Genomic DNA, 16,536 nt, shown 5'->3' on the forward strand with positions numbered 1-16,536 from the left:
GCCTTTATAAACGCTGACCGCTTTAAGTCAAACCAACCACCTTGCACTTGCCATAATCACAGCCATAATGCGGCGGAAATCTATACAAATCGCCCGAAAAGGATGGATATGCAGCAATATGATCTCTACGGCATCGGCGCCGCCCTCTTGGACACGGAAATTGAGGTATCCGACAAGGATCTTGCGGAGCTCGGTGTTGAAAAGGGGATTATGACCCTAGTGGACGATGCCCGGCAAAAACAGCTGGTAGACGACCTTCGGGACCACATGATCACCGCCAAACGCGCCTGTGGTGGCTCTGGTGCCAATACAGTTATCGCCGCCAGCTATTTTGGCCTGAACACTTTCTATTCCTGCAAAGTTGCCGCCGACGATAACGGAGATTTCTATCGCAGCAACCTCAGCGCCGCTGGCGTTGACTATCCAACCACTTTGCAGCAAGCAGATGGCGGCACTACCGGTAAGTGCCTGGTAATGATTACCCCCGATGCCGAGCGCAGTATGAATACCTACCTGGGTATCAGCGAGCAACTCTCGGTAGCCGAACTGGATAGCGAAGCCCTGAAAGCCTCCAAGTGGGCCTATATCGAAGGTTATCTGGTCTCCTCCGAAACTGGGCGCCGCGCCGCTATCACTCTGCGTGAACAGGCCCAGCAAGCAGGTGTGAAAACCGCGCTGAGCCTTTCAGACCCGGCAATGGTGCAATTCTTTGGCGAGGGCTTGCGAGAAATGATTGGCGGCGGCGTAGATATGCTGTTCTGCAATCGCGATGAGGCCCTGGGCTTCACCGGCACCGACTCACTGGATGCTGCGGCAGAAGCAATGAGCGATTACTGCCGCAGCTTTGCCATCACTCTGGGCGCCGATGGTGCGCTACTGTGGGATGGCACCAAGCAATACCGAGTTGCCAGTCCGCAGGTGCGCGCAATAGACACCAACGGTGCCGGCGATATGTTCGCAGGCGCATTTCTATATGCACTCAACCGGGAGATGGGCTTTGCTGAGGCCGGCGAACTCGCCTGCCGCGCCGCCGCCCAGGTAGTCAGCCAATACGGTCCACGACTACAAGCAGAACAACACCCAGAGCTATTGGCAACGGTTATCTGAAGTCAGCGGTAGAGATTGAGGGCGGCCTTTACCGGCCGCTCAGCTTTAAACCTTAGGGCTCACCAATATCGGGCAATCCCGAAGCGGCAGCAATACCGAAGCCCTGGGCGTAATCCACCCCCATACGACAGAGTTTATCCATCAGTTCGGGGCTCTCGACATACTCGGCGATAGTGCTGATCCCCATACGCTTTGCCAGGTGATCAATGGTACTGACCATCGCGCTGTCGATCTCATCCGCAAGCATATTGCGCACAAAGCTCCCGTCGATTTTGAGGAAGTCCACCGGTAACTGACGCAGGTAAGCCAGCGAAGAGACTCCACGGCCAAAGTCGTCCAGGGCAAAACTACAGCCCGCAGCGCGCAGCTTGTGGATAAAAATCAGAGCCCTTTCAAGGTTGTTGATGGCACTGGTCTCGGTAATCTCAAATTGTACCCTTGAAGGCGTTACCCCCTCCTCACTCATTGATGCGAGTACAAAGTCTGCAAACGTATCATCGCCCAAGCTGATACCGGAAATATTGATGGCATAGCTGGCCGTAGCAATACCGATCAGTTGCTCCTGGGCCATATAACGGAACACGCGCTGAATAACCCAACGATCTACCTCCTCAATTAGGCCATAGCGCTCCGCCGCGGGTAGGAACAAGCCCGGCGAGATCACCCCTCCATCCCGTCCGCGCATGCGTACCAGAATTTCATAGTGATGAATCTGGCGCTCCCCTTTCAGGGAGACCACCGGCTGCCGATAGAGGATCAAGCGATCTTCTCGCAGGGCAGCGTGAATTTCTGCAACCCAGGTGGACTCACGACGCTTTTCCAACGCCTTGCGCGAATCTCCAAACAACTTTATCCGGTTGCGCCCCTGATCCCTGGCTGAGCAGCAGGCATCATTGGCGGTTGCCAGCAGCTGGCTGGCACTGGGAGTGAATCGGTCCACACCCACCACCCCAATTGATATCGCTACACGGTTATCATTACCCTGCCAGTGGAAGCTAAATTCCTGAACAGATTCGCGCAGACGCGCAACCACGCGCCCGCCCTCTTCAAGGGTGCAATCCCGCAGCAAAATGGCGAACTCATCACTGCCCACACGTGCAAACAAATCGGCCCCAGATAAGCCCTTCTGTAGCAGTGCAACCAGTTGCACCAACAACTGGTCACCGGCGACAAAACCCAGGGTGTCGTTGATTACTTTGAATTGATAGACATCCAAGTAAAGGAGTACATGATGCTGACGCTTATCGACGCACTGCGACAGGAGCTTTTGCAACTCGCTCTCGAAATACTGTCGATTGGGTAAGCGGGTTAACGCATCGTGGCTGGTCTGCCAGCTCAGGCGAGTAGACACTCGTCGGGCAGCAGAGGTATCCCGCAAGACCAACACATAATTTTTTAATGTGCCGGCATCCCACAAAGCCATCACCTGCACAGAGACTTCCAGCGGTGGACGATTTTCCCCAAGTCGCCAAATAAAGGCGCGAACCTCCCGCACGCTGGGTACTTCGTGAGAAGGGGAGTCTGGTATCAGCGCAGGCAACAGGGTGCCCTGACTATCGCGAAGCCGCAGGCCCTCGTTCACAGGCTGACCAGGCAGGAGTCCAACCAGGTCACCACTCATCTCACTGACCAACGGATTGGCATATTGCACAATACCGCGGGGATCGGTGACGATCACTCCATCGGCAATCTCCCCCAGCGCCGCCTCAGCGGCCTGTAGGCTGATCTGCTCACAGGGTTTGAGTTGAGCCTCCAGCTCCCCCAACAAACCGAGGTATTCGGCGGATTGAGTGTCAAATAAGGCCACAGCCACACTCCCAGTGGAAACCGAAATATCCCTGGAAAAGGGTGGCTGGCGCAGCCCTTGTAGGCATGTCACCGCAAGAAATGGCTAAAAATAGCCTTATCATCGCCCAAAATCGCCGATTGTATTCAATTATCCAGCCTCCAGCCGGCTCACTTCAGTAGATCCCTAAATTGCACATTCAAAGATTTGCGCGCAAGAATTTTTTCAGTTTCTCATCTTCGAATACCCGCTGCATAGTCGCACTCAGCAGGCTATTCACCCGGCTTTCCACCTCTTCGCGGCTGGGCTTAATCAGATTGCGGTCTTTGCCAGAGGAACTGTAAGTTCCAAAATAGGTGGCATGGCCCACCTTAACCTCCAAGTGAATCTCAGCAGAGGTATCAACCTGGGTGGTGTAGACCTGACTGGGGCTGTTATACGTCAGCTTCACCAACTTCGCCGTCACCTGCACCTCAGGTGCTGAGTCGGTGATACGGAATGACCAATTGGCAAAACCCTGGCTCAACCCTGCGGCGATAGCACTACCTGCATCGTTGGCAATACTCACCTGGGATGTGTCTGCATAGACTCCGCCGAGAGAACCGAGCCCCCCACCGGATAGTTCATTAACACCGCGAACATTGAGGCTATAGCCCGAACCAATGGATTCGGGAGCCACCTGAACCTGTGGATACAATTGGATTTGCAGTGGGCTGTGAGCACACCCAGCCACGACCAGGGCCCCCAGCAATAACAATAACTTCTTCATTTTTCTTACCTTTACTTCAACAGGATTTTTTTACCCAGCACCGCCATGATGATGGTGGTGATCTTTTTCAAGTCCATCTCGCCCCATGATCGGAACCACGACCTCCAAACTACTTCCGTCGTCAAAAAGCAGGCGTAGGGGCAGTGTATCTCCAGCCTGAAGGCGCACCCCGTGAATCATCAAGTGGATACCACCTGGCATCATCTGTAGTTTCTCTCCAGCGGCAATCGACAGTTTCTCCAGTGGACGCATACGGTTGACGCCCCGCTCACGCTCAGTGGTATGCAAATTGACAGCCCCCTCCACACCTCCGGGCAACTCCACCGCCGTCAACTGCAGCGGTTGTTTGCCGGTGTTGTGCAGGGAGAGGTACGCCGCGCTCATAGGTGCTCCCGGCGGAGTCTCTCTGGCATAACCCTCAATCATAAGAGACTGGGTGAGGGCCAAAGCCCCCAAGGTGTACAAAAGGCTGCTGGAAAGCAGAATCCACACAAATACATTTGGCTTTTTCACTGGACCCCTCCACTGGGTTTAATAAGAAGTAAACGCGCGGGACTGCCAATCTTTATATCCCCCCGCACCCGATAACCGGGCACCGCTTCACGCAGCTGCTGGTAAACCCAGCGACCTTCCGCGTCATTACCGGTGACAATTATGACGCGTAGTTGTTCTCTGCGAATACGCTGGGCCACTTGGCGCAGCTGTGTGACCAAATTTTCCGATCTCGCCCGCAGCCCAGCCGCAGGCAGGCCAATAGCCTCTCCCTGTGGTAGATCCAGCTGTGCGCGGCCGCGCTCATGGACTAGCTGTGTACGCACCTCAGCCACCAAAGGATTCCCCGGAGCCAGCATTTCTGCGCGCTGTAGTAGGCCACCCACTTCGGTAAAAGCACGCCTGCGCAGCGCTTCCCGTGCACGCTCAACGTAGGTAACCACAATTGTTTGAATTCCAGTCTGCGCCTTACGATTTCCAGGGTCCAACTTCTGCACGTTTAGGTAGTAGTCATAGGCACTGGCGCCGGCAGGCTTGGTAAGATGGCCTTTGCGTAACGCCTGTTCAGCACGCTTTAAGAAGTAGGCCACATTGTTACGCCGCACCTCATTAACGGATGGTTTGGCTTTCTGCGGAGGTGGGCTGGGCGCCGGGGGAGGGGGTTGTTGCGAAGCACAGGCACCAAGTAACGCCGCCATCAAGAGGCAGATAGCAAAGCTGTGAAGGCGTTCAAGTGACGGCAAAGCAATTCTCCGCTGTTGTTTTTTTGTACCACTAGCATCGCTATACTGCTGACGCGACTGAACCCCCGTCCGGCGTAGCAGTCAGAACCATGCGCCCGACTATAATGAATTTTTTCATCTATGGCTGTGATGACCAAAAGTTTCAGAAATAATTTCCTCGCACTGCTGGCAATATTGCTATGCCTATCCACAACCAACGCTTTTGCGCAGGCGGAAAGTAACCCTTTTGCGTCTTCTATCGGCCAGCAGCAAAATACCTTCCTGCCAGTGGACGAAGCCTACCGGCAGGACCTGCTGCTGAGTGGCAACCAGCTCAGTGCGCTGTTTGAAATAGCTCCAGAATATTATCTCTATCGCGACAAACTTGCCCTTTACCTTGTAGAAAACGGACAAAAGACCGCAGTTCCACTGAATCTCCCCAGCGGTGAAGTTATCTGGGATGAGTATTTCGAGAAGGAAACCGAGGTCTATCGCGGCCAGCTGGAATTCCCCATTCCCCTCAACGACAGCGCCAATAACTTACAATTAGAACTGCACTATCAGGGCTGTGCCGATGCGGGGCTCTGCTACCCGCCAGAGGTACGCCACTATCGCGTGGATATTGGCTCGGGAAGCATCCAGCCTATTGAGGGAGGCCCGCAAAATTCTTCTCCCCAAAGTACAGGTGGCAGCTCCTCGCCTCAGGGAAGTAACGCTAGCGCCATCACGCTCCCCCTGGCACTACTTTTCGCCTTTGCCGGCGGCCTGCTGCTCAACCTGATGCCCTGTGTTTTTCCAGTGCTTTCAATCAAGCTGCTGGCAGTTAGCCAGACAGCACAGAATGCCAATCAACGTCACCATCACGGCTGGGCCTACTCCGCCGGCGTTGTACTCAGCTTTGTCGCCATTGCCGCCACCATGCTGGCATTGCGCGCCGGCGGTGAGGCGATAGGTTGGGGGTTCCAGCTACAGTCTCCCTGGTTGGTAGCCGCATTGGCCTACCTGTTCTTTATCATGGGGCTCAGCTTGTCCGGTGTCACAGAGATCGGCAGCAGCCTGATGGGCGTTGGTAGCAATTTAAGTAACAGTCAGGGGTTGCGCGGCTCTTTTACCTCCGGCGCCCTGGCCACACTCGTGGCCAGCCCGTGCACAGCGCCCCTGATGGGTTCGGCGCTGGGCTTTGCAGTTACACAATCTCCAGCCGTGGCGCTCAGTGTTTTTGCCGCCCTTGGCGCCGGTATGGCCGCCCCTTTCTTGCTGCTCACCTATGTTCCCGCTCTAGTGGACAAACTGCCACGCCCCGGCCCCTGGATGGACCGCTTAAAGCAACTACTGGCCTTCCCCATGTACTTGACCGCAGTGTGGCTGCTGTGGGTATTGGGACGTCAGACTGGTGGCGATGGTATCGCTCTGGTTCTCAGCGGCGCTGTGGCAATCGCCTTTGCGTTATGGCTTTGGCCCAGCCCTCAGTGGCACTGGCTGCGGGGCTCGCTGGCGGTTGTGGCCCTGAGCTTTGCGCTAATGCTACTGCCACGCCTCAGTACTGCCCCCCAAGCACTTCAACAGACCAGTGACTACTGGCAGCCCTACTCCGCCGAACGGCTCGAGACAGCGCGGAGGGAGGGGCGCCCAGTGCTAACCAATATGACCGCAGCCTGGTGTATTACTTGCTTGGCCAATGAGAAAGTGGTGCTGTCGAGTGATGCTGTGAGCGACGCCATTGAGAGACTAGGGGTAGTAGCTCTTAAAGGGGACTGGACCAATCAGGACCCACATATCAGCGAGCTCCTGGCGAAATACGGCCGTACCAGCGTGCCGCTTTACTTGCTTTACCCCGCCAGTGGTGGCGAGGCCAAAATCCTGCCGCAAATCCTCTCCCGCGAGGAGCTATTGATGGAGCTGGAAGCCGCTGCCGGGAGCGAACTCAGTAGATCCTCTGCCCCTTAAAGGAAACTGCCGCCTTTGTAGCCAATCCCAAGGGTAAAAAGGCCACATTGCGGATATTTCGCGCTAATTTTTAGGCAAATATCGCCGAACTGCCGCTAACTTCGATAAACTGCCCAGCAGGCATGGACAGGGAGTCACTTTTGCGGCACACTCGCCTAAAGCACTCGGGCAAATAGGCCAAAAATTCGAGTTTGCCCGCAAGATAGCCAACTTTAGACCATTTTTTTGGGTTTTTCGGCAACTTTCCCCAGGGCATACTATGGCTAAAATTCTTCTCCTGCACGGCCCCAACCTCAACCTGCTCGGCAGTCGCGAGCCGCATATCTACGGCGCCGCCACCCTTGCGGAAATCAATCAGGCCGCCGAGCGCCAATGTGATGCTGCAGGCCACCAGCTGGAAACCCTCCAGAGCAATAGCGAGTCTGCCTTGGTGGAACGCATCCACTTAGCCGCCAATACCAGCGTGGATTTCATCGTAATCAATCCCGCCGCCTACACCCACACCAGCGTGGCTTTACGAGATGCTTTAGCGGGCGTTGCCATACCATTTATCGAGTTACACCTTTCCAATCCTCATGCCCGCGAGGCATTTAGGCACCATTCCTATTTATCCGATTTAGCCCGTGGTGTGGTGTGTGGCTTCGGGCCACACAGCTACACCCTGGCACTTCAGGCGGCCATACACCAACTGGGTATGGCGTCTCAAAATCAATGAATCAAACCTGCGAGTGAAAGAACTATGGATATCCGCAAAATTAAAAAACTAATTGAGCTGCTCGAAGAATCGGATATCGGCGAGCTGGAAATTAAAGAGGGCGAGGAATCGGTGCGTATCAGCCGCGGGGTCAGCGGTGCAAATCAACCGGTTGCTCCAATTTACACGGCTCCAATGGCACCGGCACCGGCTCCTGTTGCACCTGCCCAAGCTGCGCCAGCCCCGGCGGCGGTAGAAAAAGAATCCAAACCAACGATCAGCGGCCATGCGGTGAAATCCCCGATGGTGGGCACTTTTTACGCAGCTCCCAGCCCCGGTGCCGAGCCCTTCGTCAAAGTTGGCCAGCAGGTTAAGGTCGGCGACGTCGTGTGCATCGTTGAAGCCATGAAAATGATGAACCAGATCGAAGCCGACAAGGCCGGTACCATCGATTCCGTTCTGCTCGAAGATGGCCAGCCGGTAGAGTTCGATCAGCCGCTCGTGACCATCGTCTGAGTGGGGTAAGTCACTATGTTCGACAAAATCCTGATCGCCAACCGCGGTGAAATCGCCCTGCGGATTTTGCGCGCCTGCAAAGAAATGGGCATCGCCACAGTTGCGGTTCACTCTTTGGTGGACCGCAATCTCAAGCATGTACGCCTGGCCGATGAATCTGTCTGTATTGGTCCCAACCCCTCGCCGCAGAGCTACCTGAATATTCCTGCCCTGATTTCCGCTATGGAGATCACCGATGCAGTAGCCGTGCACCCAGGCTACGGCTTCCTCGCAGAAAATGCGGACTTCGCTGAGCAAGTACAAAAAAGCGGCTTCACTTTTATCGGCCCAGACCCGGATGTCATTCGCCTGATGGGTGACAAGGTATCCGCCATCGCCGCCATGAAAAAGGCAGGCGTCCCCACCGTACCCGGCTCCGATGGTCCCCTACCCGAAAATAGCGAGCGCTGCCTAGAAATAGGCGAAAAAATCGGCTATCCAGTCATTATCAAGGCCGCCGCCGGTGGCGGTGGTCGCGGTATGCGTGTCGTGGAGCGCGCCGAAGACCTGATCAACGCTATCGCTGTTACCAAGTCTGAGGCTCAAGCTGCCTTCGGTGATGGCACCGTGTACCTCGAGAAATTTCTGCAGAACCCACGCCACGTCGAAGTCCAGGTAATGTCCGACGGACAGGGTAATGCCATTCACCTAGGGGATCGCGACTGCTCCCTGCAGCGTCGTCACCAAAAAGTACTAGAAGAAGCTCCAGCTCCCGGAATCCCCGATGCCGTGCGTGAACAGGTACACGAATCCTGCGTGCAAGCTTGTATCGATATCGGCTACCGCGGCGCCGGCACTTTCGAGTTCCTCTACGAGAATGAACGCTTCTACTTTATCGAGATGAACACACGTATTCAGGTTGAGCACCCTGTTACTGAAATGGTGACTGGCGTAGACCTGATCAAGGAACAGATTCGTGTCTGTGCTGGAGAGAAGCTCTCTCTCAAGCAGGAGGATATTGTCGTTCGCGGGCACGCCTTTGAGTGCCGTATCAATGCGGAAGATCCCCAGACTTTCTTCCCCAGTCCCGGCAAGGTCAACAACTTTCATATGCCCGGCGGCCTGGGTGTGCGGGTCGATTCGCACCTCTACTCGGGTTATACGGTTCCCCCCAACTACGACTCGATGATCGCCAAGTTGATCACCTACGCCGAGGACCGCGAAACCGCACTGGCACGCATGCGCGTAGCCCTATCTGAGCTGGTTATTGATGGCATCAAGACCAATATCCCCCTGCAGGAGGATCTGGTACGCGATGAGGCCTTTGCCAAGGGTGGCGTCAATATTCACTACCTGGAGAAGAAGTTGGGACTCTAACCCTCGCCAGCCAGGGCAAAGTTGGAGAGAATTGCGGCCACAATACGATGATGCCGAACGCCAGGGATGGCGGCGGACATCGCAAAAGTAGGGTGGCCACTCCACCCAATAGCAGTTACTCACCACGGAATCCCTATGCCCTGGCTACAACTCCGCGTCGACACCGATCGTGCCCAAGCGGACAAAATTGAAAATGCACTGCTTTTTGCCGGTGCCGTATCCGTTACCCTGCAAGACAACGCAGACCAACCCATTCTCGAACCCGGACTCGGCGAAGTACCCCTGTGGGATCAAACACGGGTTACCGGTCTGTTCGATGCCGAGGTCGACACTGCTGTCACTGAGGCCAAAGCCGCTTCCTTCCTTTGCGAACTCCTACCCAATGCCCGCTGGGACCAACTTGAGGATAAAGACTGGGAACGCGAGTGGATGTCTCACTATAAACCCATTCAGTGCGGCGACAACTTGTGGATCTGCCCCAGCTGGTGCGAGCCGCCTCAACCGGAGGCGGTCAACCTGCTACTGGACCCTGGACTCGCCTTCGGCACCGGCACCCACCCCACGACCTACCTGTGCTTGCGTTGGCTGGCACAAGAGCCCTTGCAGGATAAGAGCGCCATCGACTTTGGCTGTGGTTCCGGCATCCTTGGCATCGGCGCCTTGCTACTCGGAGCCAAATGCGCCATGGGGACCGATATCGATCCACAGGCTCTGATTGCCAGTCGCGACAACGCGGTGCGCAACGGCATAGACCCGCAGCGCTTCCCAGTCTATTTGCCAGAACAAATGCCTCAGGAAGCCGCCGATCTCATGCTAGCCAATATCCTTGCCGGCCCATTGGTAGAGCTCTCCAAGCAGCTGATTGCGCTGACCAAAATCGGCGGGCGTATCTGCCTGTCCGGTATCCTCGCCTCCCAGGCCGAACAAGTAAAAACTGCCTACTCAGACCAGATCGATTTCGATGAGGATGCGGAGCACGAGGGTTGGGTACGCCTGAGTGGTACCCGTATTCGCTAAATACGCTAGCCAGTACTACGCGGGGACCGGGCAGACTGATAAACTTGAGCGCAAAATAAACTGCGCCATAGTCGAATGTCTCAACTGGTAACCCGCTGCCCCCATTGCAGCACCTCATTTCACGTTAATGACCAGCAGCTGCGCGCTGCCCGTGGCGCTGTGCGCTGTGGTTCCTGCCTGCAAGTTTTCCGTGCAGATGAGAACATTGTCTTTAATGACAATGGCCCCGACACACGCAGTGATCTGGAAACTCTTCTGGAAGACGATGACTTCCTGATTCATGACGATATCGAGCTGGAAGACGACGATCCGGCGGATGCGGATAAGGCAGCCCCCAACAGCGCCAATGCAAAGAAGCCTCCCATCGATTTTGAAGCCGGGGAACCCGCAGAAGACACCCAGCCTGAAGCACCACCAGCGAATTCCGAGAGCCTCATTGGTGACGCATTTGGCGATAACGAGTGGCAGGAGCTACAAGAAGAAAACCACCACGAGGAAACCCAGGAGGAAGACCTAGAGTCGGTACTCAAACCGGATTGGGACGATGTACCCGACTTCGATAACAGTACTACAGGCAATAGGGTTGACACCGATTATGACAATCGGGACACCACCCTTAAAAACGATAGCCTCAATGACCTGGATCCCTGGGAACAGCCCCTGGAGGCGCAAACAACTGCCACAGAGCCCAGCGATCTAAAATCAACATCCGAGACGCCCCCTAGCTCCGAAGAGATATTCCCTATATCCCAGCCTGAGGCAAGTGGTCAACGCAGGGAGCCTTACTTTGCCACAGAAGCTGAGGACACTCCTGAGCCGCAGGCCGAGCCCGCTCGCGAACAGCTGATCTCCGCCATTCAACCTGCCCCGCTGGAAATGAGCTGGGGTGCGACGCCATCGAAGAAAGCGGTGAGCCCCTGGCTGTGGCGACTTCTCTTGCCAGCTTTGGTAATTTTACTGTTGGTTCAAGTGGGCTACTTTCAGTTCGACCGTCTCAGCAAGCAGCAACCATGGCGCAAAATTTACGCTGTGGCCTGCCCACTATTCGGCTGTGCTCTCCCCCCATTACGCGATGCCAGAGCGATCCAGGCCTCCAACCTGATGGTGCGCAGCCATCCCCAGTTGGAGGGCGCTCTGATTGTGGACGCTGTGCTTCTAAATACAGCACCCTACCCCCAGGCGTTTCCCAATTTGCTGTTAAATTTCAGCGACCTGAAAAATAAAGCGGTAGCGAGTCGCCGCTTTAGTCCCCAAGAGTATTTACAAGGGGAGTTGGCTGGGCGCAAGCTAATGCCCCAGGGCAGCCCTATTCACATTGCCATTGAGGTGGTCGATCCAGGGGCCGAGGCGGTGAACTACGAGATGAAAATCGCTCCTTGAGGAAGGTTTGAGCGTCAAGACATTGGCCACCCTGGCGTACAAAGCCACTAAAATTGACCACTCTGCAAGCTAAACGCACAGGGATCGATCAATTTGCCCGCTTTTTCGCTTTGCCAACGCCGGGGCAGTCGTTATCATAGGCGGCCTTTTTGCCTGGGCCCAGAACGCCCTTCCAAAGCCCAAACGGAGCTACCGTGTCTATTGCTATAGGCCCCTACATTATCGACAACCCGGTAATCTTGGCGCCAATGGCCGGAGTTACTGATCGCCCCTTCCGTCAACTGTGTCGCCAACTCGGCGCCGGGCTGGTGGTATCGGAGATGGTGACCTCAGACACGCGTCTGTGGAATAGCCGCAAGTCACGACTGCGTCTGGACCACGGTGGTGAGGCAGCTCCCATATCGGTACAAATTGCCGGTGGTGATCCCGAGATGATGGCTCAGGCCGCTCGGGAGAACGTGCGTCGCGGCGCGCAAATCATTGATATAAATATGGGCTGCCCGGCAAAAAAAGTGTGTAAGAAAGCGGCGGGCTCCGCCCTGCTGCGGGATGAAAAGCTGGTTGCGGATATATTGCAGGCCGTGGTCCAGTCTGTCTCCGTCCCGGTGACGCTTAAGATCCGCACCGGCTGGTGTACGGATTCCCGTAATGGCGTCACCGTTGCTCAAATGGCCGAGGATGCTGGTATCGCTGCTTTGGCGGTTCACGGCCGCACTCGAGCCTGCGGCTACCACGGACAGGCTGAATTCGATACCATTGCCGATATTGTATCCAGAGTAGCAATCCCAGTTTTTGCCAACGGTGACATAACCAGTGCCGATAGAGCCCGCGAGGTGCTCAATTACACTGGTGCTGCGGCGGTCATGATTGGCCGTGCCGCACAAGGACGACCTTGGATTTTTCGGGAGATAGCCCACTACCTCGCCACCGGCGAGCGGCTGCCCGAACCAACATTGGACGAAGTGAAAAAAATACTGCTCACCCACTTGGGTGAACTGCACCGATTCTACGGTGAGGTGATGGGGGTCCGTATCGCCCGCAAACACGTGGGCTGGTACTTGAAGACACTCGCGGACAGCGAGTCCTTCCGCAAGACCTTTTTCCAAATAGAGAGCGCAGAAGTACAACATGCCAGCGTTCACGAGTGGTTTGAACGCCGAATAACGAGAGGGGCACAAGCGGCATGAATAATGAAGTATTGATTCCGGATACTGGCAGCGAAGAAGTATCCTCCAGGGGGCAGACGCAGCTGGCACAGCCGCAACAACAGTCCCTGCGCGATGCCGTTGAGCACGCGATGGAGAACTATTTCCGCCACCTGGATGGCCAGATGGTTACCGATGTCTATGACATGGTGCTGTCGGAGATCGAAGCGCCCATGCTCGAAGTGGTGATGAAATATACTCGCCACAACCAGACCCGCGCCGCGCAATTACTGGGTCTCAACCGTGGTACTCTGCGCAAGAAGCTGAAGCGCTACGGCCTGCTGTAAGCTTTCCACCGAGAGAAATTCTGAAGGGGGATGAGGTAACTCATCCCCCTTCGCTATTTTCCCGGCAGCAATTTTATACGTTGCCGCAGAGGACAACCCGCATAAACCCTTTAAATATCTTTTCCGAAAACCAGTTGGATCTAGTGCAATGACAGACAAGGTTTCCATCCGCCGCGCTTTAATTAGTGTCTCTGACAAGAGTGGCATCGTAGAGTTCGCCCAACAGCTCTCCGCAATGGGCGTAGAGATCCTCTCCACCGGCGGCACCCACCGCCAGCTCAAAGAAGCCGGGATTCCAGTCGTAGAAGTTTCCGACTATACCGGCTTCCCCGAGATGATGGACGGTCGCGTCAAGACGCTGCATCCGAAGGTACACGGCGGTATTTTGGGGCGCCGAGGCACCGATGACGCCATCATGGGCAAGCACGGTATCACCCCCATCGATATGGTTGTGGTCAACCTCTACCCTTTCGCTCAAACCGTAGCCAAGCCTGACTGTTCACTCGAAGACGCTATCGAGAATATCGATATCGGCGGCCCCACCATGGTTCGCGCTGCCGCCAAGAACCACAAAGATGTCACTATCGTGGTCAATGCCAGTGATTACGGCAACATCATTGAGGAAATGAAAGCTAACGATGGTGCCCTGAGCCACGCCAGCCGCTTTGACCTGGCGGTAAAAGCCTTCGAGCACACGGCGGGCTATGACGGCGCTATCGCCAATTACCTGGGCGCCATTAAAGGCGAAGAAAAGCAGCTGTTCCCACGCACCTACAACAGCCAATTTATCAAGAAACTGGATCTGCGCTACGGTGAGAACCCGCACCAGAAATCCGCTTTCTACACCGAAGCCAACCCAGCTGAGGCCAGCATTTCCACTGCCACCCAGCTGCAGGGTAAAGAGCTGTCCTACAACAATATCGCCGATACGGATGCCGCGTTGGAGTGTGTTAAGTCCTTCGAGCAACCCGCTTGCGTAATCGTTAAACACGCCAACCCCTGTGGTGTGGCAATCGCTGAAGATATTCACAAGGCCTACGACCTGGCTTTCGCTACCGACAGCGAATCCGCCTTTGGCGGTATCATCGCCTTCAACCGCGAGCTGGATGGCGCCACTGCCCGTGCGATCGTCGAGCGACAGTTTGTTGAAGTCATCATCGCACCGTCAGTCTCTGAAGAGGCAAAACAGGCCGTTGCCGAGAAGAAGAATCTGCGCTTGCTGGTATGCGGCCAGTGGAGCAACGAGCGCACCCCGGCACTGGATTACAAGCGCGTTAATGGCGGCCTGCTGGTTCAGGACCGCGACGACGGCCTGATCACCGCTGCCGACCTGAAAGTAGTCTCCAAGCACCAGCCCACTGAAGAAGAAATCCGCGATCTGTTGTTTACCTGGAAAGTGGCCAAGTTCGTAAAATCCAATGCCATCGTATACGGCAAAGACGGTCGCACTGTCGGTGTAGGCGCAGGCCAGATGAGCCGCGTAAACTCCGCGCGTATCGCCGCGATCAAGGCCGAGCATGCCGGCCTCGCCGTTGCAGGGTCCGTGATGGCCTCCGACGCTTTCTTCCCCTTCCGCGATGGTATTGATAACGCCGCCGCTGTCGGCATCCAGGCGGTTATCCAGCCTGGTGGCTCCATGCGCGATGAGGAAGTGATCGCCGCAGCGGATGAGCACAATATGGCCATGGTCTTTACCGGCATGCGCCACTTCCGCCACTAAACCGGCACTCTCCACGAAGCACTCTCTCGCTTCAAGGAGACTCGTGACAGTGACGCATCCTCTGCGTCACTGTTATCGAGTAGTTCCCAGCGCCCACTATCAAAGAGGCGCCTATTGCAGGCGTGTAACACCACCTGCAACGATTCCGCGCTAAACTAGCGCACCTGATACCTGTCCAATGGACCCAAGTGGTCGACTTAGGGGGATTTAAGAATGAATGTATTAATCATCGGCTCAGGTGGCCGCGAGCACGCCCTAGCGTGGAAAGCCGCGCAAAACCCAAAAGTGGGTACTGTGTTTGTAGCACCAGGCAATGCCGGCACCGCCCGCGAAGGCAAAGTGCAGAATCTGGCCATCGGTGTCGACAACTTCCCCGCATTGGCGGACTTCGCCGAGGAAAACGGCGTGGAACTCACTATCGTCGGCCCCGAGGCGCCACTAGTTGATGGCATCGTAGATTTCTTTAACGGGCGAGGCCTCGCCATCTTTGGCCCCAGCAAAGGCGCTGCACAGCTGGAAGGCTCCAAGGCTTTCACCAAGGATTTCCTTGAGCGCCACAAAATTCCCACCGCCGCTTATCGCAATTTCACCGAAGTTGAACCAGCCATCGAATATATTCGTGAGCGCGGAGCACCCATCGTAGTCAAAGCCGATGGCCTCGCCGCTGGTAAAGGCGTCATCGTCGCCGAGACCGAGCAACAGGCCGAGCTGGCTGTGCGCGATATGCTCTCCGGCAATGCCTTTGGCGACGCTGGCTGCCGAGTAGTGATCGAGGAATTCCTGCAGGGTGAAGAAGCGAGCTTTATCGTTATGGTAGATGGGGAGAATATCCTACCCATGGCCACCAGCCAGGACCACAAACGCGTCAGTGACGGCGATACTGGCCCCAATACCGGCGGCATGGGTGCCTACTCCCCGGCACCGGTAGTGACCGACAGTGTTTATCAGCGCATTATGCAAGAAGTGATTGAACCCACAGTAACAGGCCTCGCCGCTGAGGGTACGCCATATACCGGGTTTCTATACGCTGGCCTGATGATCGATCCGCAGGGTGCTCCCAGAGTGATCGAGTACAACTGCCGCTTCGGCGACCCCGAAACCCAGCCTATTATGATGCGTCTGAAATCCGACCTGGTGGATCTGTGCCTTGCCGCACTGGACAAAAAGCTCGATAGCGTGACGGCTGAATGGGACCCGCGCCCATCACTTGGGGTGGTACTGGCCGCACACGGCTACCCTGGCAGTTACCGCAAGGGCGATGCTATTAGTGGGCTTGAGAAAGCTGACGGCGATAATGCCAAAGTTTTCCACGCTGGTACTGCCCTGGACGGCGAACGTGTGGTCACCAATGGCGGCCGCGTACTCTGCGCCACCGCATTGGGCGACACTGTCGCCGAAGCTCAGGCCAATGCCTATGAAGCTGCCCGCGCCATCTATTGGGAAGGGGTCTTTTACCGGAAAGATATCGGTTATCGCGCGATCGAAAGAGAACAGACTAGTAGCGATAAGTAGTTTTACCCAGAATGGCGGTAGGGCTG

At 55.8% G+C, this 16,536-nt stretch carries 15 protein-coding genes; 11 read left to right on the top strand and 4 right to left on the bottom strand.

The window, feature by feature from the left end; all coding sequences use genetic code 11:
- The first annotated feature begins 108 nt into the window (after positions 1 to 108).
- Positions 109 to 1,107 (top strand): adenosine kinase, encoded by a 999-nt coding sequence (locus tag ACJJH9_RS17765; RefSeq protein WP_444923539.1) that lies wholly within the window; start codon positions 109 to 111, stop codon positions 1,105 to 1,107.
- Between the two features lie 52 nt (positions 1,108 to 1,159).
- On the opposite strand, the gene ACJJH9_RS17770 is transcribed toward ACJJH9_RS17765, so the two are convergent.
- The 4 genes from ACJJH9_RS17770 to ACJJH9_RS17785 all read right to left on the bottom strand — a co-directional run bounded on the left by ACJJH9_RS17770 (position 1,160) and on the right by ACJJH9_RS17785 (position 4,897).
- On the bottom strand, positions 1,160 to 2,914 hold the full coding sequence (locus ACJJH9_RS17770; RefSeq protein WP_444923540.1) for an EAL domain-containing protein: 1,755 nt from the start codon (positions 2,912 to 2,914) through the stop codon (positions 1,160 to 1,162).
- A 178-nt stretch (positions 2,915 to 3,092) separates the two neighbouring features.
- Positions 3,093 to 3,662: a YajG family lipoprotein gene (locus ACJJH9_RS17775; RefSeq protein ID WP_444923541.1), complete on the bottom strand. Its 570-nt coding sequence runs from the start codon at positions 3,660 to 3,662 to the stop codon at positions 3,093 to 3,095.
- Between the two features lie 30 nt (positions 3,663 to 3,692).
- Positions 3,693 to 4,175, bottom strand: a complete 483-nt coding sequence (locus tag ACJJH9_RS17780; RefSeq protein WP_444923542.1) for a copper chaperone PCu(A)C — start codon at positions 4,173 to 4,175, stop codon at positions 3,693 to 3,695.
- On the bottom strand, positions 4,172 to 4,897 hold the full coding sequence (locus ACJJH9_RS17785) for an N-acetylglucosaminyltransferase (protein WP_444923543.1): 726 nt from the start codon (positions 4,895 to 4,897) through the stop codon (positions 4,172 to 4,174). Before ACJJH9_RS17785 ends, ACJJH9_RS17780 begins: the two co-directional genes overlap by 4 nt.
- Positions 4,898 to 5,017: 120 nt before the next feature.
- Here ACJJH9_RS17785 and ACJJH9_RS17790 point away from each other — a divergent pair, with 120 nt between their 5' ends.
- The 10 genes from ACJJH9_RS17790 (at position 5,018) to purD (ending at position 16,510) form a co-directional block, all read left to right on the top strand.
- Entirely contained in the window at positions 5,018 to 6,823 is a 1,806-nt protein-coding gene (locus ACJJH9_RS17790; RefSeq protein WP_444923544.1) for a protein-disulfide reductase DsbD family protein, read from the top strand.
- A 259-nt stretch (positions 6,824 to 7,082) separates the two neighbouring features.
- Entirely contained in the window at positions 7,083 to 7,538 is a 456-nt protein-coding gene (gene aroQ, locus ACJJH9_RS17795) for a type II 3-dehydroquinate dehydratase (protein ID WP_444883656.1), read from the top strand.
- A gap of 24 nt (positions 7,539 to 7,562) precedes the next feature.
- Positions 7,563 to 8,033 carry an acetyl-CoA carboxylase biotin carboxyl carrier protein gene (gene accB / locus ACJJH9_RS17800; RefSeq protein WP_252084375.1) on the top strand — a complete coding sequence of 157 codons (471 nt, stop codon included), beginning with the start codon at positions 7,563 to 7,565 and terminating at the stop codon, positions 8,031 to 8,033.
- 15 nt (positions 8,034 to 8,048) lie between these two features.
- Positions 8,049 to 9,389 (top strand): acetyl-CoA carboxylase biotin carboxylase subunit, encoded by a 1,341-nt coding sequence (gene accC, locus ACJJH9_RS17805; RefSeq protein WP_444923545.1) that lies wholly within the window; start codon positions 8,049 to 8,051, stop codon positions 9,387 to 9,389.
- Between the two features lie 135 nt (positions 9,390 to 9,524).
- Entirely contained in the window at positions 9,525 to 10,406 is an 882-nt protein-coding gene (gene prmA, locus ACJJH9_RS17810) for a 50S ribosomal protein L11 methyltransferase (protein WP_444883653.1), read from the top strand.
- A 75-nt stretch (positions 10,407 to 10,481) separates the two neighbouring features.
- Positions 10,482 to 11,786 (top strand): DUF3426 domain-containing protein, encoded by a 1,305-nt coding sequence (locus ACJJH9_RS17815; protein ID WP_444923546.1) that lies wholly within the window; start codon positions 10,482 to 10,484, stop codon positions 11,784 to 11,786.
- A 248-nt stretch (positions 11,787 to 12,034) separates the two neighbouring features.
- Entirely contained in the window at positions 12,035 to 12,973 is a 939-nt protein-coding gene (gene dusB / locus ACJJH9_RS17820; protein WP_444925233.1) for a tRNA dihydrouridine synthase DusB, read from the top strand.
- Positions 12,970 to 13,278: a DNA-binding transcriptional regulator Fis gene (fis, locus tag ACJJH9_RS17825; RefSeq protein WP_152451046.1), complete on the top strand. Its 309-nt coding sequence runs from the start codon at positions 12,970 to 12,972 to the stop codon at positions 13,276 to 13,278. The genes dusB and fis overlap by 4 nt, the downstream gene beginning before the upstream one ends.
- 148 nt (positions 13,279 to 13,426) lie before the next feature.
- Positions 13,427 to 14,998 carry a bifunctional phosphoribosylaminoimidazolecarboxamide formyltransferase/IMP cyclohydrolase gene (purH, locus tag ACJJH9_RS17830; protein ID WP_444923547.1) on the top strand — a complete coding sequence of 524 codons (1,572 nt, stop codon included), beginning with the start codon at positions 13,427 to 13,429 and terminating at the stop codon, positions 14,996 to 14,998.
- A gap of 213 nt (positions 14,999 to 15,211) precedes the next feature.
- A complete protein-coding gene (gene purD / locus ACJJH9_RS17835; protein WP_444923548.1) occupies positions 15,212 to 16,510 on the top strand; it encodes a phosphoribosylamine--glycine ligase in 1,299 nt (432 codons plus the stop codon).
- The last annotated feature ends 26 nt before the right edge of the window (positions 16,511 to 16,536 follow it).

Source organism: Microbulbifer mixtoriginis (SeqCode) (assembly GCF_052466715.1).